This window comes from Streptomyces sp. NPDC006259, assembly GCF_042870975.1.
In the GTDB taxonomy this organism is placed as follows: Bacteria; Actinomycetota; Actinomycetes; order Streptomycetales; family Streptomycetaceae; genus Streptomyces.
The window spans coordinates 198802-217456 of sequence record NZ_JBIAHY010000002.1; the positions used below are offsets into that span (position 1 = coordinate 198802).

Here is an 18655-nt window from a genome sequence, read left to right on the forward strand (position 1 = left end):
ACCTGGTGGCCCGCCTGGGCACCACACCCCGACCCGCTCCTGCGCCTCGTGGCCCGCCTGGGCACCGCTCCTTGACTCACCTGCACCTGGTGGCCCGCCTGGGCACCACACCCCCACCCGCTCCTGCGCCTCGTGGCCCGCCTGAGCACCGCTCTCTGACACACCCGCACCTGGTGGCCCGCCTGGACACCACTCCACGACCCGCCCGCGCCTCATGACCGCCTGAGCACCGTCCCCTGACCCACCGCCACTCCAATCGATCCCACCCGAAGGAACAGCCATGCACGACGAACACCTCCCCGGCCTGCGCCGACGCGGCTTCCTCGCCGCCGGCACGGGGGCCGCCGCCCTCACCCTCGTCGGCTGCGGCAACGGCAACGGCACCGGCGACGACCGGGCCGACAGCGGTGACGGCAGGCCCAGGAAGGGCGGGCGGTTGCGCGCCGCGTTCGCCGGCGGCGGCGCGAGCGAGACCCTCGACCCCCACCTGGCCAACCTGTTCGCCGACGTCGCCCGCGCCAAGGCCCTCTACGACAAGCTCGCCGACTACGGCGCCGACCTCTCCGCGCGGCCCCGCCTCGCCGCGTCCTGGGAGCCCGACAGGACCCTCGCCCGCTGGCGGGTCACCCTGCGCGAGGCCACCTTCCACGACGGCAGGCCGGTCACCGCCGAGGACGTCCTGTACAGCTACCGGCGTATCGCCGACCCGAAGCAGGCCTACCGCGCGAAGGCGTCCCTGGAGCCCATCGACCTCGACGCGAGCCGCGCCACCGGCAACCGGGCCATCGAGTTCGTGCTCAAGCGGCCGACGGCCGAGTTCCCCAACGTGCTGGCCGCGTTCGGCGCGTACATCGTCCCCGAGAACGCCACCGACTTCGACAAGAAGCCGGTCGGCTCCGGGCCCTTCCGGTTCGTCTCCTTCGCACCGGGCCGCTCGGCCGTCTTCCGCCGCAACGACGCCTACTGGGACGGCGCCCCGCACCTGGACGAGCTGGAACTCGTGGTCGTCAACGAGGAGTCGGCCCGCGTCAACGCCCTCCTCGGCGGCCAGATCGAGTACGCCCACGAACTCGCCCCGACGACCGCCCGTGCCCACGAGGGCAAGGGGCGGATCGAGATCGTGCGGTTGCGGGGCAGCGCCATGCAGGCCTTCTGCATGAAGACCGACCGCGCCCCCTTCGACGACAAGCGGGTGCGCGAGGCGTTCTTCCTCATCGCCGACCGCGAGGAACTCGTCGACGGCGCCCTGTCCGGCGCGGGCGTCGTCGGCAACGACCTGTTCGGCAAGGGCTACGAGTACTACGCCGACGACCTCCCGCAGCGCGCCCAGGACCTCGACCGGGCCCGCGCCCTGCTGAGACAGGCCGGCGCCGGGAAACTGAGGGTCACCCTGGACACCTCGGCCGTCGCCGCCGGATTCACCGAGGCCGCCGGCATCTTCCGCGACCAGGCCGCCCGCGCGGGGGTCACCGTCGACGTGAGAATGGGCAGCAAGGACTCCTACTGGAGCGACATCCTCGACAACGGCACCCTGTGCTGCTACCGCTCCGGCGCCATGCCCATCGAGTCCCACCTCTCGCAGCGCCTGCTCACCGCCTCCACCACCAACGCCACCAAGTGGAAGCACCCGGACTTCGACGCCCTGTACCAGCAGGCCCAGTCCACCCGCGACAAGACCGAACGGGCCGCCGTCTACGGGCGCATGCAGCGCCGCCTGTACGCCGAGGGCGGCTTCCTCGTCTGGGGGTTCGCCGACTGGATCATCGCCACCGCCCGCGACGTGCGGGGAGTCGATCCGAAGGCACCCGCCAACACCCTCGACTGGGCCCGCTTCGACAAGGTCTGGCTGGCGTGACGAAGAACCCCGGGACGAGCGGTGTGCGCTCGTTCGTCGCCCGGCGGCTGCTGCTCGGTGCCGCGCAGACCGCGGCCGTCGTGCTGCTGGTCTTCGCGCTCACCGAGGCGCTGCCGGGCGACGCGGCCGTCGCCCTCGCCGGCGACCAGCCCGACCCCGCGCGCATCGCCGCGATCCGCGACGCCATGGACCTCGACCGGCCGGCGTACGAGCGGTTCGCGGACTGGGCGGCCGGCCTGCCGTACGGGGACTTCGGCACCTCCCTGGCCTCCGGCCGCCCGGTGTCCCGGTACCTCGCCGACGGCTTCGGCCCGACCCTGCTGCTGGCCTCCCTCACCCTCGTCCTGCTCGTCCCGCTCGGCCTCGGCCTGGGCGTGCTCGCCGCCCGCCACGAGGGACGGCTCGTGGACCGGCTGGTCAGCTCCGTCACCCTCGCGGTGTACGCGGTCCCCGAGTTCGCCCTCGGCGTCCTGCTGGTGACGGTCCTCGCGCTGAAACTGGCCTGGCTGCCACCGACCGCCGTCGGCTACGGCACCGACCTGCTCGCCCACCCGGACGGCCTGGTCCTGCCGGTGCTCGTCCTGCTCTCCCGGCCGGTGTGCTCCCTGTCCCGGCTGGTCCGCGCCGGCATGGTCGACGCCCTCGCCTCGCCCTACGCCACCCACGCCCGCCGCTGCGGCGTCCACGGCGTCCGCGTCCGCTACGCCCACGCCCTGCCCAACGCCCTCGCCCCGGCCGTCCAGCAACTGGCCCGCACCGCCGACTGGCTGCTGTGCGGGGTCGTCGTCGTCGAGGCGCTGTTCGTCGTGCCGGGCCTCGGCACGGTCCTGGTCAACGCCGTCGCCGAACGGGACGTACCGGTCGTCCAGGGACTGGCCGTGGTCTTCGGCGTGCTGACCGTCGCCCTCAACCTGGGCGCGGACCTGGTGGCGCACCGGCTGACGCCCCGCTCGGATGTGGCCGCGTGACCCGCAGCCGCTTCGCCCTCGGCCTCACGGTCGTCGCCGTCCCGCTCGGCCTCGCCCTCCTGGGCCCCCTGTTCGCCGGCGAACCCGGCCCCCGCTCCCTGTCCTTCGCCCTCGGTGAAGGTCACCCACCGCTCGGCACCGACTTCGTCGGCCGGGACGTCTGGCGGCAGGTCCTGCGCGGCGGCCGTACGGTCGTGCTGTCCGCCCTGGCCGCGACCGCCCTGGCCTACCTGGTCGCACTGCCCGTGGGACTGGCCGCCGCGCTCACCCGCGCACGGCGGCTGGAGGAGCTGCTGATGCGACCGCTGGACGTGCTGCTCGCCGTGCCGTCGCTGCTCATGATCCTGCTCGTGGCGTCCGTGTTCACGCCGGGCGCGACCGGGCTCGCCCTGCTCGTCGCCCTGCTGAACGTGCCCGACGCGGCCCGGATCGTGCGGGCGGCGGCGGGCGAGGCCGCCGCCCGGCCGGCCGTGGAGGCGCTGCGCATGCAGGGCGAGACCTGGTGGCGCGTCGCCGTGGGCTACGTCGGCCGGGCCACCCTGCGCACCCTGGCCGCCGACGCCGGGATCCGGCTGACCGGCGTGCTGTACCTGGTGTCCACGGCAGCCTTCCTCGGCGTCGGCGTCGCACCGGACGCCGCCGACTGGGCGGTCATGGTCGACCGCAACCGCACCGGACTGTTCGTGCAGCCCTGGGCGGTCGTGGTGCCCGCCCTGCTGATCGTGACCCTGACGACCGGCACCAACCTGCTGTTCGACGCCGCCCTCCAGCGGCCCCCGCGACGGAAGGGACGACGGCCGTGAGCCACGACACCGCCTGCGCGGCGGAGATCCGCGATCTGCGCGTGGAGATCGACGGACGGGCCGTCGTCGACGGGGTGAACCTGCGGGTGCCGCCCGGACGGGTCACCGCCCTGGTCGGGGCGTCCGGCAGCGGCAAGACCACGACCGGCCTCGCCCTGCTGGGGGAGTACCCGCCCGGCGCCCGCGTCACGGGGGAGGTGCTCCGCCCCGCGGACGGACCGGTCGGATACGTGCCCCAGCACCCCGCCGCCGTCCTCAACCCCGCCCGCCGCATCGGCGCCCTCCTCCACGACATCGCCCGCCCCCAGGTCCGTCACCTGCCGCGCGCCGAACGCCGCACGGCGGCCCGCGAACTGGTCCTGCGCGCACTGCACGACGCGCAAGTCCCGGACGCCGCGGCCCTGTTGCGCCGCCACCCGCACCAGCTCTCCGGCGGCCAGCAGCAGCGGGTCGTGCTCGCCCAGGCCCTGCTGCTCGGCGCCCGCGTGGTCGTCGCCGACGAACCCACCACCGGCCAGGACGCCCTGACCAGGAGCGGGATCGTCGAGCAGCTGGCGGCGGTCGCGGCCGGGGGCATCGCGGTCGTGCTGCTCAGCCATGACCTGGACGTGGTGCGCGCCCTCGCCGACGACGTCCTGGTGATGCGGGCGGGGCGGGTCGTGGAGTCCGGACCGGCCGAACGGCTGTGGCTCGCACCCCGGCACGAGTGGACCCGCCGGCTCCTCGACGGCCACCGGACCGCGCCACCGCCCGACAGCGACACCGGCGCCGAGCCCGCCCGGCCCGTCCTGACCGTCCGCGACCTGACCGCCGTACACGGCCCCACCACGGTGCTGCGTGCCCCCCACCTCACCCTGGGAGCCGGGGAGTGCCTGGCCGTCGTCGGCCGGTCGGGCAGCGGCAAGACCACCCTCGCCCGCTGCCTCGCCGGACTGCACCGCGACCACACCGGCGAGATCCTGCTCGACGGGACGGCCCTCCCCCGCAGCGTCCGGCACCGCGACCGGGACGGGCTCGCCGCGGTCCAGTACGTGTTCCAGGACGCCCGCGCCGCGTTCGACGAGTTCCGTCCCGTCCTCGCCCAGGTCGCCCGCACGGCGGTCCGGCTGCGCGGCGCCGACGAACGCACCGCCACCGGCGAGGCGTCGACGACGCTGGCCCGCCTCGGCCTCCCCGAGGACCTCGCCCGCCGCCCGCCCGGAGCCCTCTCCGGCGGCGAACTCCAGCGGGCCGCCCTCGCCCGCGCCCTGCTCGCCCGGCCCCGCGTCCTGATCTGCGACGAGATCACCTCCGGCCTCGACACGGTGACCCGGCGCGGCATCCTCGACCTCCTGGCCGGCCTGGTGCGCGACGGCGACGACCTCGCCCTGGTCCTCATCACCCACGACCTGGACACCGCGCGCCTCGCCCACCGCATCACCGTGCTGGAGGCGGGCGAAGTCGTCGAACAGGGACCGGCCGGGACGGTACTGAGCCGGCCCCGGCATCCGTTCACCGTCTCGCTGCTGGAGTCCACGGCAGGTCCGGGGGCGGGAACGCGTCCGTGACGCAGGTCAGGGGGTCGGAATGCCCGCCGGGCGCGCCGGCCGGCCCAGGCGCACCGGCACACCGGGGGAGTACAGGACACTGACCGGTGCCTCCCGCGGCGCCGGCAGTCCGGCCGCGGCGACCAGGTCCTCCTCGCAGTCGAGCAGTTCCGCCCGGTGCAGAGGCCAGCGCGGATGGTCGTTGGGCAGATAGGCGGCGCCGCCGAAGAAGGCGTTGTGCATGCCCCAGCGGGCGGTGAGGAAGTGCTCCAGCTCCGTGGGCTCCTCGATGCGCTCGCCCCGGCGTACGACGATCCGGCTCGACGCACCGCGCGGTCCCGGCCACCGGCGCGCACTGGTGTAGGCGACGGTGTCACCGTCGGCGCGCACCCGCATCCGGGACCACAGGTACGGCAGCCGGAAGCCGACGCGCCCCATCACCACCGGGATCAGCCGCGCGGCGTCCATCGACCGGAACACGACCCCGCGCCGGCCGTGCCCGTCGACCGAGTACAGCCGCACGTTGGTCTCCGGGAACGACCCGAGATACGGCACCCCCGGCAGCCCCAGCCAGCCCACCCGACGCATCCGGAAGGCGACCAGACCGACGTACGTCACCCCGTCGTGGACGTCGGGAACGGTGCCCGGCGGCAGCAGGCCCGCCACCGTCTCCGGAGCCACCGCCCAGTGCACGAAGCAGAGGTCGAGCCACTGCTGGGTCAGCAGCGGCACGCCCACGCGGTCGGGGGCGTCGGGCGTCACGGAGGAGGGCTGCACGGCACCAGGATCGCAGACGGCCGGTGACGCCCGCCCGCCCCCTCCCGCGTCGACGGGGCGCATCCCCGGCGCGGGATCCGTCCGAGGCGCCCCTCGGACGCTGTCGAACGGCCTGTGCGGGCGTGGCCCGGCACAGTCCGAGACGGTCGGCGCGGCGCGGCGCACGACGCGACCGGCGGGGCGGGCCGAGGCGTCCGCCGAAGGCTCAACTCCCGGCCAGCAGCGCCGCCAGCTCCTCCGGGCTGCGCGGCCCGGCCTCCCCCTCGGACAACAGGCCCTGACCGGTGAGCAGCCGGGCGACCGCGATGCCCCAGGGCAGGCGCAGGCCCGCTTCCCGGAGCAGGTCGGCGCGGGCCAGCACGGTGCCCGCCGGGCCGGTGTGCGCGCCGGACGGGGTGAGCAGGGCCGCGTCATCGGCCCAGCGCAGGGCGAGATCGACGTCATGAGTGGCCATCACCACCGTCGTGCCGGACGCGCGCAGCCCGTCCAGCGTGGCGAGCAGCCGCTCCTGGCCGTCCGGGTCGAGCCCGGCGGTCGGCTCGTCGAGGATCAGCACGCGCGGCCGCATCGCGACGGCGCCCGCGATCGCGGTCCGCTTGCGCTGCCCGTAGGACAACAGGTGGGTGGGCCGGTCGGCCAGGGCGCCGATGTCCAGAGCGGCGAGCGCCTCCTCCACCCGCGCCCGCACCTCGGCGTCGGGCAGCCCCAGGTTCAGCGGCCCGAACGAGACGTCCTGCGCGACGGACGCGGCGAACAGCTGGTCGTCCGGGTCCTGCACCACCAGCTGCACGGTCGTCCGCAGCCGGGTCAGCCCCTTGCGGTCGTACGCCACCGGCCGCCCCTCGACCGTCAACGTGCCGGTCCGCGGGCGCAGTCCACCGCTCAGCAGCCGCATCAGGGTCGTCTTCCCGCTGCCGTTGCGGCCCAGCAGGGCGAGGGCGCGCCCCTCGGGCACCGTGAAGTCGAGACCGTCGAGCACGGTCGGCCCGTCCTCGTAGGCGAAGGAGGCACCCCGCAGGGTGACCAGCTCGCTCATGACAGAGACCTTTCCAGGACGAGAGTGAGGACGGCCAGGGCCACCAGCAGTCCGGCCGCGGCCACCGTGAAGCGCACGGAGACGCGGGCCTCGGGCACCAGGACGCGCAGCGTGCCGTCGTAGCCGCGACCGGCGAGCCCGGCCTGGAGCCGTGCCGCCCGGTCGAACGCCCGCACGAAGGCGGTGGCGCCGAGCCCGGCGAGCGAACGCCACTCGGCGGCACGGCCGGTGTGCCCGAGCCGGGCCGCCTGCGCCTCCCGGATCCGCCGCATCGAGTCCAGCAGCAGGAAACTCATGCGGTACGTCACCAGGGCGACGTCGACGACCGGCGCGGGCACCCCCGCCCGCACCAGACGGGGCAGCAGATCGGACATCGGTGTGGTGAACGCGAACAGCAGCACACCGAGGGAAGCGGCCGAGGTGCGCAGCATCAGCTCCCCGGCCCGGACGGGCCCCCCGTCGGTCAGGGACACGAACCCGCCGGGGCCGCCCACCTGGACGAGGAGGGTGAGCGCGCCCGTGGCGCAGAAACCCAACGGGACCCGGTAGGCCCGCCACAGCCGGCGGACCGGCACGCCCGCCGGGCCCAGCAGCAGGGCGAGCGCCGTCACCAGCACCAGGGCGGCACCCGGCCAGGGCGGCAGCGAGATCGCGAGCAGGGTCAGACCGAGCCCGAGCACGGCCTTGTCCACGGGATGACGGCGGCGCCAGCGGCTGCTGTGCGCCGCCGCGTCGATCGGCAGCACGAGCGCTCAGACCCGATCGTGGCGGGAGGCCCCGTCCACGGGGGCCCGAGCGGCGTCGTCGGCTCCCGCCCCGTCCCCGTCCCGCTCCTCCTCCAGACGGGCCAGTGCCCGCTGTTCGCCCTGCCGGCGCCCCCGGCGCACCCCGAAGTAGTAGGCGAGGACACCCGCGCCCAGGGCCGCCTGGACGGCGAACAGCGCCGACTCGATCTCCCCGGACGGCGGCTCGTACAGGGGCGAGAACCACGGCTCGTAGTCCGGCTCCAGTTCGGTGATCGCCGTCTCCGCCTCGCTGTCGGAGCCGGTGAACGGCTGCTCCTTGTGGTCGCCGAGCCCCAGGGCCAGCGGGAGCACCGCGAGCGCGAGGACGGCGAGCAGCAGCAGGAGGTTGATCCTGGTGTTGCGTCTCACCGGGCCACCGCCCCGGTCGTGTCCGCCTTCCGCCCGCCGGTCACCAGCACGCCCAGCCGGGTCAGCTCGCCCTTGCTGGACTGCACGAGGAGACGCATCACCAGAACGGTGAGCAGTCCCTCGCTCACCGCCAGCGGGATCTGCGTGACGGCGAAGATGGACCCGAACTTGCCGAGCGCGCCCAGGAAGCCGCTGCTCGGGTCGGGGAACGCCAGCGCGAGCTGCACGCTGGTCACGCAGTAGGTGGACAGGTCGGCGACGAACGCGCCGCAGAACACCGCGACCATCAGCGGCACGTCGTAGCGCCGCAGCAGCCGGTACAGGCCGTAACCGGCCCACGGCCCCACGATCGCCATCGAGAAGACGTTGGCGCCGAGTGTGGTCAGGCCGCCGTGCGCGAGCAGCAGCGCCTGGAAGAGCAGGGTGATCGTGCCCAGCACGGCCATGATCGGCGGCCGGAACAGGACGGCGCCCAGACCGGTGCCGGTGGGGTGCGAGCAACTCCCGGTCACCGACGGAAGCTTGAGCGCGGACAGGACGAACGTGAAGGCACCGGCGGCGCCGAGCAGCAGCGTGCTCTCGGGATGCTCCCTGACTTCACGGTTGAGCGACCGGGCTCCGTGGACGACGAAAGGCGCCGACGCGACGCTCCAGGCGACCGCGTGCGCCGGAGGCAGAAAACCCTCGGCTATGTGCATGGCTGAGCAGACCCTCTCCAGCACCTCGTGGATGGTTGACGTGCCTTGGCCGGTCTCCTGGCTGACGGGTACCACCGCCCGTGCTCCGCCTTCCCGGGTCCGTGAGGACCCAGTGGCTGCCCGCGAGGGCCGGAGCCGGACTTCCCGATCACAGTGGCGAGGGCCGCACCGGCATCACACCGGATTTCCCGTTCACCAAGGCCTGGTGACAGTAGTGCGAGGACAGGGGCGGTGACAAGCGGGACCGGGGGCGCACGGGCGGCGGACACGGGGTGTCCCCCCGGCGCACACCCGCCGCGCCGGGGCCACCGCGGCGGCGCCGGTCAGCGACCGTGCCCGTCCGGGCACACCACCGGAGCGTCGCCCCGCGCCCCGGATCCGCCGCGGTGCCCGGCCGGTTCGCGCAGCACGGCACGCGGGACCTCGGCCGCCGGCAGCGGACGGGTCGAGCCGATCGCCCGGACGAGGACGGCGTCCCCGTCCGTCTCCGCGCCGGGCGAGGCGAACGCGTGGACGCCGTCGCTGACGAGGACCGCCGTCCGCAGGGCGCGCTCGGCGGTGACGCAGCTGTTCATGAGGGGGACACCACGACGGAAACACCGTTCCTGCGCTCCGCGGCCCGGCTCGGCGGCCGGGGTGTCCCGCGAACGCGCGTGCGGCGCCGCCGCTTCGGGGAGTGAGGAAGGGCGGGGAGCCGCCAGTACCCTGGCGGTCGTCCCAGTGTCTGCGAGAGGGTGACCGTGACTGCCTTCCGCCACCGCCCCGACCCGGACGAGGTCGCACGGGTGACCGCGACGGCCGCGGAACTGCTGGAGGTGCTGTGGGGACGGGCCTCGACGGCGCCCGCGTCCGCGTCCCAGCTGCGCGTGCTGTTCGTCCTGGAACACCAGGAGGGCATCAACCTGCGCAGCCTCGCCCACTCCCTCGCCTCCACACCGCCCTCGGTCAGCCGGCTGTGCGACCGGCTCCAGGCCGCCGGCTTCGTGGAGCGGGTGGTGAACCCCTCCGACCGGCGCGAGCTGCGGCTGCGCCTGAGCGGACCGGGCCGGACGTTCCTCGCCGACCTGCGGGAGCGCCGGGAGCGGGAACTGCGCGCGGTACTGGGCGGGATGCCCGTGGGGAAGCGGGTCGCCCTGCTGGAGGGGCTCGACGCGTTCTGCGACGCGGCGGCGGACCGGGCCCATGACGAGGTCCCGGACCCCCGCAGCCGTACGGCCTGACCTGCGGACCGCGGCACCGGTGCCGCCCGGCGTCGGCGGCCGCCCCGCGGGGCCCGGGCCCGCCCGGAACCCGCACCCGCGTCACACCCGGGGCACTGCCGCCCCGAGCCGCCGCCAACCTGTACCGGCTGTGGCCGGGGCCCGGAAAGCCGCATGGAACGGCCCGCCGGGGTTACTCCGTCTGCTATGGCACGGACATCGAGAACCCGACCGGACGAGCAGGTCGAGCGCCGGGAACCGGACGAACCGGGTCGGCTGCCCAAGCGATCCTGGATGGCGGTGCTGAAGGGCACGGTCAAGGAGTTCAAGGACGACGAGCTGACCGACCGCGCCGCCGCCCTCACCTACTACGGGATCCTGTCGCTGTTCCCCGCCCTGCTGGTCCTGGTGTCGCTGCTGGGCGTCGCCGGCAAGTCGGCGACCGACGAGGTCCTGAAGAACATCCAGAAACTCGCCCCCGGGGCGGCCCGGGACATCATCACCGACGCGGTCACCCAGCTCCAGGGCCGCGGCGGGATCGGCTCGCTCATGGCGCTGGTCGGCATCCTGCTGGCCGTCTGGTCGGCCTCCGGCTATGTCGCCGCCTTCATCCGCAGCGCGAACGCCGTGTACGACATGCCGGAGGGCCGGCCCGTCTGGAAGGTGCTTCCGGTCCGGGTCGGTGTGACGGTGGTGCTGCTGGTGCTGGCCGTGGTCAGCGCCCTGATCGTGGTGTTCACCGGTGACCTCGCCCGCCGTGCGGGCACGACCCTGGGCATCGGCGACACCGCCCTGACGGTGTGGTCGATCGCCAAGTGGCCGGTCCTGGTCCTCCTGGTCGTCATCATGATCGCGCTGCTGTACTGGGCGACCCCGAACGTGAAGGGCCGCGGCTTCCGGTGGATCACCCCGGGCAGCGTGCTGGCCCTGCTGATCTGGCTGATCGCCTCGGCCGGCTTCGCCTTCTACGTGGCCAACTTCGGCTCCTACAACAAGACCTACGGCACTCTGGCCGGCGTCATCGTGTTCCTGGTGTGGCTGTGGATCAGCAACATCGCCATCCTGCTCGGGCTGGAGTTCGACGCCGAACTGTCCCGGCAGCGGGCCGTCGCGGGTGGTCTCCCGCAGGACGAGGAGCCGTACGTGCCGCCCAGGGACACCCGTGCCTGGAGCGAGGAGGACCAGCGCCGCATGACGTGAGGGATGCCCGCCGGTTGCCGTTAGAGACCCGTCGTACCGGGCAGTCGCAGGCCATGAGTGTGCGGACTGATCTCGAGGACGGCGACCGGCGACTGGGCCGGCGGATGACGTCGTGGCGGTGGGACCCGGCGCGGCGGGCGCTCCCGGTGGTGGAGGAGGCGGCGCAGCACACCAAGCTCTGGTGGGGCGCCGCCTTCGTGATGGTCGCGGCCGGCGGGTGGCGGGGTCGACGGGCCGCCGCGGCGGGTGTGGTCAGCATGGCCGTGGCGGAGGTGGTGTCCAACGGCGTGGTCAAGCAGCTCTGGGAACGGCGCCGGCCGCCGCAGGAGTGGGTCCCGGACGAGGTCCCCGACCGACCCGACTCCTCCTCCTTCCCCTCCGGCCACACGGCCGCCGCGGTCGGCTTCACCGCCGCCGTCGCCGGGGTGTGGCCCCTCGCCGGCGCGCTCTGCGCGGTGCCGGCGGCGGTGGTGGCCGGCGAACGTGTGCACGCCGGCGCCCACTACCCCTCCGACGTCGCGGTCGGCGCGCTGATCGGCCTGTCCGCCGCCGCGCTGACCCACCGTGCTCCCCGCCTGGCCGTCCGCGCGGCACTGAAGTGAGGCCGCGCGGCCACCCGGCCTGAGGTGGGGTCGCGCGGCCACCCGGCACTGAGGTGGGGTCGCGCGGCCACCCGGCACTGAGGTGGGGTCGCGCGGCCGCCCGGGCCTTGGACGCGGCCGGGCCCGCCGCTGCGGGGGGACGAGGTCCGCGGGCACGCCGGCGGCCGGTGAGACCTGCCGGACGTCCGCGGGATGGGTCTCAGCCGACGAGCGTGCGGTGCGGCGGGCGGCCGTACGCGGAGCGGTACAGGGTGGCGAATCGGCCGGGGTGCAGGAAGCCCCAGCGGGCCGCGACGTCGGTGACCGTCGTGCCGTCCGTCGGGCTCGCGGCCCGCAGGTCGTCGTGGGCGTGGGCGAGCCGGACCCCGCGCAGGTGCGCCAGCGGGGTGGTGTCGAGGTGTCGCCGGAAGGCGTACTGGAGCGCCCGCACCGTGACATGCGCGGCCGCGGCGATGTCGGCGACCGTGATCGGTTCGTCGGCGTGGTCGTCGATGTAGGCGAGCGCGCGCCGCAGCGTCGCGGGGCGGGCGTCGTTGCGGTCGGTCGCGGTGGCTTCCGTGAGCGCCGTGTTGGGGAACGTGGCCAGGACGCCCGCCGCGAGGTGCTGGGCGGCGGTGGAGGCGATGAGCGGCTGGTCGGCGAAGCCGGGCGCGGCCAGTACATGATCGCGGACGTAGCCGATCGTCTGCCGCAGCTGCCGGGCCGCGGCCGGGGAGTGCGGCCGGTGCCCGGTCAGCCGGACCGGTCCCTGCCTACGGCCCGGGGCCGTCGCGGCCACCTGGGTGAGCAGGTCGGTGTCGAGCATGGTGATGTTGTAGCGGGCGTTGCAGACCCGTCCCGAGTACGGCAGCTCCGGCGGGGCGAAGGACACCACGTCGCCCGGCCCGAACGTGTCCTCGACGCCGTCGAAGGCGTGGTCCCGGATGGTGCCCTCGTGGACCAGGCACAGACAGATCCGGCCCAGCGGCATGACGGAGTAGCTCATCTCGAAGCCGAGGTCGAGTTCGTCGACGGTCACCGAGGGCATCGCGGCGCGGCTGACGCGCGTCCGGCCGGCCCGCGGGTCGCCGCTGCCGATGCGCATCCTGGCGTAGGCCCGGCTGAGGAAGTCCTCGGTCCGGCCGAGGTCGTCACTGTCGAAGAACAGTGTGTCCATGAATCCTTCGTCCGATGGGTGGCGGCCCCGCGCTGTGCGGGCCGGGCGGTCGCCGAAACGGCGATTCGCCCGCTCCGCACGTTTTCCCCGCGTCCTGGCGCGCATTCGTTTTCCGTACCGTCCCCGGCGATGTTGTTCGTCCCGTGTGCGGCCGGACCGGTCAGTTCTGTGCAGGCTGGAGGGGACGGCACGGTGACGCCGAGTGGCCGCCCGCGGTTCGCGGGCTCCTGACGAGGAGAAACACAGGTGGAGTGCGGCATGGTTGGGGAGGAGAAGGCCGAGGCGCGAGTCGCCGCCCTGCGGGAGGAGGTGGCCCAGCTGCGGCAGGCCGTCGCCTCCCATGCCGTGGTGGACCAGGCGATCGGGGTGGTCGTCGCCGTGGGCCGGCTGCGCCCCGAGCAGGGTTGGGAGGTGCTGCTGGAGATCTCCCAGCGCACCAACACCAAACTGCGCGAGGTCGCCGAGTACGTGGTGCAGGGCGCCCACTGCCGCTGGCTCCCCGACGAGATCCACCAGGCGCTGACGGACGCCCTGGCCCGCGCCAGGTCGGCCTGAGCGTCCGGCGCGCCGCGCCGCGGCCGACCCGCGGACGCCGTGTCAGCGCCCCCCACCTGCGGTTTCCCGGCTCCTGGACCGACCGTCGGTAACACCGGCGGTGACGTAGGGTCGGCCTCTGGGAGTGACACCGGAGGGGGAAGACGTGCCGCTGGAATCCGTGCGCTTCGCGGTCCTGGGGGCCGTGCGGGTGTGTCGCGGGGAGACGGAGCTGGCGCCCGCCGGGCCGCGGGAGCGAGCCTTCCTGGCGCTGCTGCTGGTCGGGGCGGGGGAGCCGGTCGGCATGGACGAGATCGTCGACACCCTGTGGGAGACCGACCCGCCGCGCAGCGCCGTCAACGTGGTCCGTCGGCACGTGGGATCGCTGCGGCGGCTCCTGGAGCCCGGCCTCGCCCCCCGCGCGGAGGGCCGCTGGCTGGTGCGGGACGCGGGCGGCTACCGGCTCCTGACCGACGGCGACTCGCTGGACCTGATCCGGTTCCGCGCCCTGCGGGAGACCGCCGGGCGGACCGCACGGGAGTCCCCCGAGCGGGCCCTCGGCCTGCTCACCGAGGCGCTCTCCCTGTGGCGGGGCCCGGTCGCCGCCGGACTGCCCGCCGCGACCCGCGCCCGTCCGGTGTTCGACGCGGTGGACCGCGAACGCCTCGCCGCCGTGCGCGAGGCGGCCGACGCCGCCCTGCGCGCCGGACTTCCCGGCGCCGTCCTGTCCGAACTGCGTCAGGCCGCCACCGCGCACCCCCTGGACGAACCCGTGCAGGCCGCGCTGATCCTCGCCCTGGCGGCAGCGGGCCGCCGGTCCGAGGCCCTCGGTGTGTACGACGCCGTGGGGACCCGGCTCGCCGGGGAGCTGGGGATCGACCCCGGCGCGGAACTGCGCGAGGCCCGGGAGGCCGTGCTGCGGGAGAACCCCGGCGGGCACGGCGCGGGGGTGCCCGGTCCGGCCGTTAGCCGGACGGACGCCGGCGGATCCGACGCCCCCCTCGCGGAGCACCACGAGCCCTCCGCCCCCGTCTCCGCCCTGGAAGAAGCAGCCGTCGGTCCCTCCGCCCACCCGGTCCCCGCCCAGCTGCCGCACGACATCCCGGCGTTCACCGGCCGGGGCGGCGAACTCGACGAGATACTCGCCCTGTCGGGCGGCGACGGGGCCGAGCCCGGCGGGGCGCCCGACACCGTGGTGATCACCGCCATCGGCGGCATGGCCGGCGTCGGCAAGACCACCCTCGCCGTGCACTGGGCGCACCGCGTCGCCGGCCGCTTCCCGGACGGGCAGCTCTACGTCAACCTCCGCGGATACGACCCCTCCGGCGCGGTCATGGAGGCGGGCGAGGCCGTCCGCGGCTTCCTGGACGCCCTCGGCGTACCGCCCGACCGCATACCGCACGGCCTGGACGCGCAGGCTGCCCTCTACCGCAGTGTGCTGGCGGGGCGGCGCATCCTCGTCGTCCTGGACAACGCCCGCGACAGCGACCACGTACGGCCGCTGCTGCCCGGCTCGCCCGGCTGCCTCACCGTCGTCACCAGCCGCGACGCCCTTTCCGGGCTGGTCGCCGGGCACGGCGCCCACTGCCTGACGCTGCGACCGTTCGACACCGAGCAGGCGCGCGCCCTCCTGGTCCGCCGGCTGGGCGCCGCCCGGGTCGAGGCGGAACCGCGCGCCGCCGACGAGATCACCCGACTGTGCGCGGGACTGCCCCTCGCCCTCGCCTGCGTCGCCGCCCGCGCGGCGACCCACCCCCACTTCGCGCTCTCCGCCGTCGCCGCCGAACTGCGCGAGGCCCACGGCAGCCTCGACGCGTTCGCCCGCTCCGACTCCTCCGTGGACGTGGGCACCGTCTTCTCCTGGTCCTCCCGCCAGATCTCCGACGCGGCCGCCCGGCTGTTCCGGCTGCTCGCCCTGCACCCCGGCCCCGACTTCTCCCTGCCGGCCGCCGCCGCCCTCGCCGGACTGCCGGTCCGCCGGACCCGGCCGCTGCTCGCCGAACTGACCGGCCTGCACCTCGTCACCGAACACAGTCCCGGCCGGCACGCCTTCCACGACCTGCTCCGCGCCCATGCCGCCGAACTCGTCGAGGAGCGGCACACCGACGCCGAACGGCGGGCCGCCCTGCACCGGCTGCACCACCACTACCTGCACACCGCCCACGCCGCCGACCGGCTGCTCGCCCCCAACGCCGATCCGCCGCCACCGCCGCCCGCGCCCGAGGACGCACGCCCCGAACCGCTCGCCGACGACGGCCGGGCACTGGCGTGGCTCACCGCCGAACACTCCGTGCTCCTCGCCGTCGTCGACTCCGCCGCCACCACCGGGCAGGAACGTATCTCCTGCCATCTGGCCTGGTCCCTGGAGCCGTTCTTCGACCGGCGCGGCCACTGGCACGACGCGCTGGCCGTCCAGCGCACCGCCCTCAAGGCCGCCCGACGGCTCGCCGAACCCGTCATGGAAGCCCGCGCGCTACGCGGACTCGCCCGCATCGAGGGCCGGCTCGGCCTGCACGACCGGTCCGTGCCCCGCCTCGAGGAGGCCCTCGAACTCTTCACGAAGCTGGGCGACGACACCGGCCGCGCCAACACCCACCGCAGCCTCGGCTGGGAGAGCGAGCAGCGCGGCGACCTGCCGGGCGCCCTGCGCCACAACCAGCTCGCCCTCGCGCTGTTCCGGGCCGTCGGCGACCGGGGCGCCCAGGCCAGCGCCCTGAACTCGGTCGGCTGGTACCACGCGCTGCTGGGCGAGTACCGACAGGCCCTGACACACTGCTTCGAGGCCCTGACCACCCTCCAGGCCCTGGGCGACCGCTACGGCCAGGCGGCCACCTGGGACAGCATCGGCTACGCCCACCAGCACCTCGGCCGTCACCCGCACGCCCTCCTCGCCTACCGCAACGCCCTCGCCCTCCTCGGGGACCTCGGCGCCCCCTACGCCGAGGCCGACATCCTCGTCCGGGTCGGCGACACGCACCGCGCCACGGGCGACGAGGACGGCGCCCGTGCCGCCTGGACCCGGGCCCTCGCCCTGCTGCGCACCCTGGACCACCCCGACGCCGAGCGGGTCCACGCGCGGCTGACCGGACGGGACGGACAGGCCGGTGCCTGCTGACCCCGCCGCGACGCGGTTCGAGGTACTGGGACCGGTACGGGTGTGGCGCGGAGAAACCGAACTCGACCTCGGGTTCCCCCAGCAGCGCGCCCTGCTCGCCCTGCTCCTGGCCTCCGCGGGCCGTCCGGTGCCGACCGGCGAGCTGCTCGCCCTGCTGTGGCCCGAACGCCCGCCCGCCAGCGCACCGAACGTGGTGCGCCGATACGTCGGCGGGCTCCGGCGCCTCCTGGAACCGGACCTGCCGCCCCGCGCCCCCGGCCGACGCCTGCTGCGCCGACCCGGTGGACACCTGCTGGAGACCGCCCCGCACGAGAGCGACCTGCTGCGCTTCCGCGAACTGGCCCGGCAGGGCAAGCGGGCCGCCGTCACCGGGCGGACCGAGACGGCGGCCCTGCGCCTCACCGAGGCCCTGGAGGAGTGGCGCGGGCCCGTGGCGATGGGCATCCCCGCCGCCGCGCGCCGGCACGTCCAGTTCACGGCCCTCGGCCGCGAACTCCTGGAAACGACCCGGATGGCGGCCGACGCCGCCCTGCTCTGCGGCCGGGCCGCACACCTCCTGCCCGCCCTGCGCCGGGCGACCGCGCTGGATCCGCTCGACGAACCGCTGCACGCCCGGCTGATCCTCTCCCTCGCCGCCTGCGGCCTCCAGGCGGACGCCCTCACGGCGTACGAGGATCTCCGGGCCCGGCTGGCCGCGGAACTCGGCGTCACCCCCGGCGCCGAACTGACGGCGGCGCACACGCGTGTGCTGCGCCAGGACGTGGGCCGGCCGGCATCGGGGCCACGCGTGGACCTCGGACGGGCGACTCCCGTCGTACGGCTGCGCCCGGACCCCCGGGTCGACGGCCGCCCGGCCGGTGCCGCTCCCGCCCCACCGGACCCGACGGCATCCGTGGGGTGCGCCCGCCTGCCCGCGGATCCCGCGGGGTTCACCGGCCGCGGGCCCGAGCTGGAGTGGCTGACGGCGGCGGGGGACCGGGTCGTGGGAAGCGCCGGCGCCCCGGCGCCCGTACTCGTCGGGGGCATGGCGGGCGTCGGCAAGACCGCCCTCGCCGTGCACTGGGCCCACCGGGCCGCCGCCCGCTTCCCCGACGGCCACCTGTACGTCGCCCTGCGCGGGAGCGACCCCGCGAGGGCCGCGGCCCAGCCCGAGGAGGCGCTCCGCGCGATGCTCACGGCCCTCGGCGTGCCCGCGGCCCGGATGCCGACGGGGCCGGCCGCCCTGGCCGGCCTGTACCGCACCCTGCTGGCCGGCCGCCGCGTCCTCGTGGTCCTCGACGACGCCGCCGGTACCGAACAACTGCGCCCGCTGCTGCCCGCCGCGCCGGGCTGCCTGGCCCTGGTCACCAGCCGCCTCGCCCTGCCCGGGTTCATCGCCTCGGGGGCCCGCCCACTGCGCCTGGAGCCGCCCACGGCCCAGGACGCCCGCGCGATCCTCGCCGCGCTCGTCGGCGCGGACCGAACGGCCGCCGAACCCCTGGCCACCGACGAGATCGTCGCCCGGAGCGGCCGGCTGCCCCTCGCGCTGGCGGCCGTCGCCGGGCGGGCGTCCGGCCACCGCTCCACGCCCCTCGCGGACATCGCGGCACACCTGCGCGAGACGCGGGGCAGCCTGGACGCCTTCGCCGGCCCCGCGGGGGCGGCCGACCTCCGGGCCGCCCTCATGGGCTCCTACCGGCTGCTGTCCCCGGAGGCCGCCCGGCTGTTCCGGCTCCTGCCCCGCCACCGCGGGCCCGACCTCACCCCGGCGTCGGCGGCGGCGCTCACCGGGCTGCCGGTCCGCGGGGTGCGCCGGCTCCTCGGCGAACTCGCGGAGGCCCACCTGATCACCGAGCACGCGCCCGGTCACCACACCCTGCACGACCTGCTCCGGGTCTTCGCGGCCGAGAGGGCCGAGAGTGCGGGGAGCGCCGGGAGTGCCGGGAGTGCCGAGAGTGCCGCGAGTGCCGGGAGGACCGCGAGTGGTCCTAGCGCCGAGAGTGGTGGAGCGACGGGAGTGCCGAGCGCGGGTGACACACCCCGCGGCTGACAC

General features: G+C 75.3%; 16 protein-coding genes, 1 pseudogene and 1 riboswitch. Of the genes and pseudogenes, 10 read left to right on the forward strand and 7 right to left on the reverse strand.

All coding sequences use genetic code 11. The annotated features are described in order from the left end of the window. The first annotated feature begins 280 nt into the window (after positions 1–280). From ACFYO5_RS07115 to ACFYO5_RS07130, 4 genes are read left to right on the forward strand one after another with little or no spacing between them, the layout of a single operon-like run. Positions 281–1855 carry an ABC transporter substrate-binding protein gene (locus ACFYO5_RS07115; protein WP_388705165.1) on the forward strand — a complete coding sequence of 525 codons (1575 nt, stop codon included), beginning with the start codon at positions 281–283 and terminating at the stop codon, positions 1853–1855. Further along, on the forward strand, positions 1852–2823 hold the full coding sequence (locus ACFYO5_RS07120) for an ABC transporter permease (RefSeq protein ID WP_388705167.1): 972 nt from the start codon (positions 1852–1854) through the stop codon (positions 2821–2823). Before ACFYO5_RS07115 ends, ACFYO5_RS07120 begins: the two co-directional genes overlap by 4 nt. Beyond that, on the forward strand, positions 2820–3626 hold the full coding sequence (locus ACFYO5_RS07125; protein WP_388705169.1) for an ABC transporter permease: 807 nt from the start codon (positions 2820–2822) through the stop codon (positions 3624–3626). Before ACFYO5_RS07120 ends, ACFYO5_RS07125 begins: the two co-directional genes overlap by 4 nt. Next, positions 3623–5173 (forward strand): ABC transporter ATP-binding protein, encoded by a 1551-nt coding sequence (locus ACFYO5_RS07130; protein WP_388705171.1) that lies wholly within the window; start codon positions 3623–3625, stop codon positions 5171–5173. Before ACFYO5_RS07125 ends, ACFYO5_RS07130 begins: the two co-directional genes overlap by 4 nt. A 6-nt stretch (positions 5174–5179) precedes the next feature. Here ACFYO5_RS07130 and ACFYO5_RS07135 read toward each other — a convergent pair whose 3' ends face one another. From ACFYO5_RS07135 to ACFYO5_RS07160, 6 genes and pseudogenes are all read right to left on the reverse strand, one after another. Continuing rightward, complete coding sequence (locus ACFYO5_RS07135) at positions 5180–5929, reverse strand: YqjF family protein (RefSeq protein WP_388705173.1); 750 nt, start codon at positions 5927–5929, stop codon at positions 5180–5182. A 205-nt stretch (positions 5930–6134) separates the two neighbouring features. Beyond that, the gene (locus ACFYO5_RS07140; RefSeq protein ID WP_388705175.1) at positions 6135–6965 is read right to left on the reverse strand and encodes an energy-coupling factor ABC transporter ATP-binding protein; all 831 of its coding nucleotides are present in this window, start codon (positions 6963–6965) and stop codon (positions 6135–6137) included. Further along, a complete protein-coding gene (gene cbiQ / locus ACFYO5_RS07145) occupies positions 6962–7711 on the reverse strand; it encodes a cobalt ECF transporter T component CbiQ (protein WP_388705177.1) in 750 nt (249 codons plus the stop codon). Before cbiQ ends, ACFYO5_RS07140 begins: the two co-directional genes overlap by 4 nt. 6 nt (positions 7712–7717) lie before the next feature. Continuing rightward, the gene (locus ACFYO5_RS07150) at positions 7718–8119 is read right to left on the reverse strand and encodes an energy-coupling factor ABC transporter substrate-binding protein (RefSeq protein ID WP_388705180.1); all 402 of its coding nucleotides are present in this window, start codon (positions 8117–8119) and stop codon (positions 7718–7720) included. Continuing rightward, a complete protein-coding gene (locus ACFYO5_RS07155) occupies positions 8116–8817 on the reverse strand; it encodes an energy-coupling factor ABC transporter permease (protein ID WP_356563036.1) in 702 nt (233 codons plus the stop codon). Before ACFYO5_RS07155 ends, ACFYO5_RS07150 begins: the two co-directional genes overlap by 4 nt. Positions 8818–8846: 29 nt before the next feature. Further along, a riboswitch (cobalamin riboswitch) is annotated at positions 8847–9032 on the reverse strand. Positions 9033–9140: 108 nt separating this feature from the next. Beyond that, a pseudogene (locus tag ACFYO5_RS07160) lies at positions 9141–9350 on the reverse strand (phosphatase); the annotation flags it as partial. A gap of 201 nt (positions 9351–9551) precedes the next feature. Between ACFYO5_RS07160 and ACFYO5_RS07165 the strand changes: the two are divergent. The 3 genes from ACFYO5_RS07165 (at position 9552) to ACFYO5_RS07175 (ending at position 11818) form a co-directional block, all read left to right on the forward strand. Further along, a complete protein-coding gene (locus tag ACFYO5_RS07165) occupies positions 9552–10037 on the forward strand; it encodes a MarR family winged helix-turn-helix transcriptional regulator (protein ID WP_388705184.1) in 486 nt (161 codons plus the stop codon). A 186-nt stretch (positions 10038–10223) separates the two neighbouring features. Then, the gene (locus ACFYO5_RS07170) at positions 10224–11216 is read left to right on the forward strand and encodes a YihY/virulence factor BrkB family protein (protein WP_356563040.1); all 993 of its coding nucleotides are present in this window, start codon (positions 10224–10226) and stop codon (positions 11214–11216) included. A 53-nt stretch (positions 11217–11269) separates the two neighbouring features. Further along, on the forward strand, positions 11270–11818 hold the full coding sequence (locus ACFYO5_RS07175; protein ID WP_388705188.1) for a phosphatase PAP2 family protein: 549 nt from the start codon (positions 11270–11272) through the stop codon (positions 11816–11818). A 199-nt stretch (positions 11819–12017) separates the two neighbouring features. Here ACFYO5_RS07175 and ACFYO5_RS07180 read toward each other — a convergent pair whose 3' ends face one another. Further along, positions 12018–12974: a helix-turn-helix transcriptional regulator gene (locus ACFYO5_RS07180; protein ID WP_388705191.1), complete on the reverse strand. Its 957-nt coding sequence runs from the start codon at positions 12972–12974 to the stop codon at positions 12018–12020. A 258-nt stretch (positions 12975–13232) separates the two neighbouring features. Between ACFYO5_RS07180 and ACFYO5_RS07185 the strand changes: the two genes are divergently transcribed. The 3 genes from ACFYO5_RS07185 (at position 13233) to ACFYO5_RS07195 (ending at position 18652) form a co-directional block, all read left to right on the forward strand. Continuing rightward, positions 13233–13529 carry an ANTAR domain-containing protein gene (locus tag ACFYO5_RS07185; protein ID WP_356563045.1) on the forward strand — a complete coding sequence of 99 codons (297 nt, stop codon included), beginning with the start codon at positions 13233–13235 and terminating at the stop codon, positions 13527–13529. Positions 13530–13674: 145 nt separating this feature from the next. Continuing rightward, positions 13675–16623, forward strand: a complete 2949-nt coding sequence (locus ACFYO5_RS07190) for a BTAD domain-containing putative transcriptional regulator (RefSeq protein ID WP_388705194.1) — start codon at positions 13675–13677, stop codon at positions 16621–16623. Next, complete coding sequence (locus ACFYO5_RS07195; protein WP_388705196.1) at positions 16613–18652, forward strand: BTAD domain-containing putative transcriptional regulator; 2040 nt, start codon at positions 16613–16615, stop codon at positions 18650–18652. The genes ACFYO5_RS07190 and ACFYO5_RS07195 overlap by 11 nt, the downstream gene beginning before the upstream one ends. Positions 18653–18655: the final 3 nt, after the last annotated feature.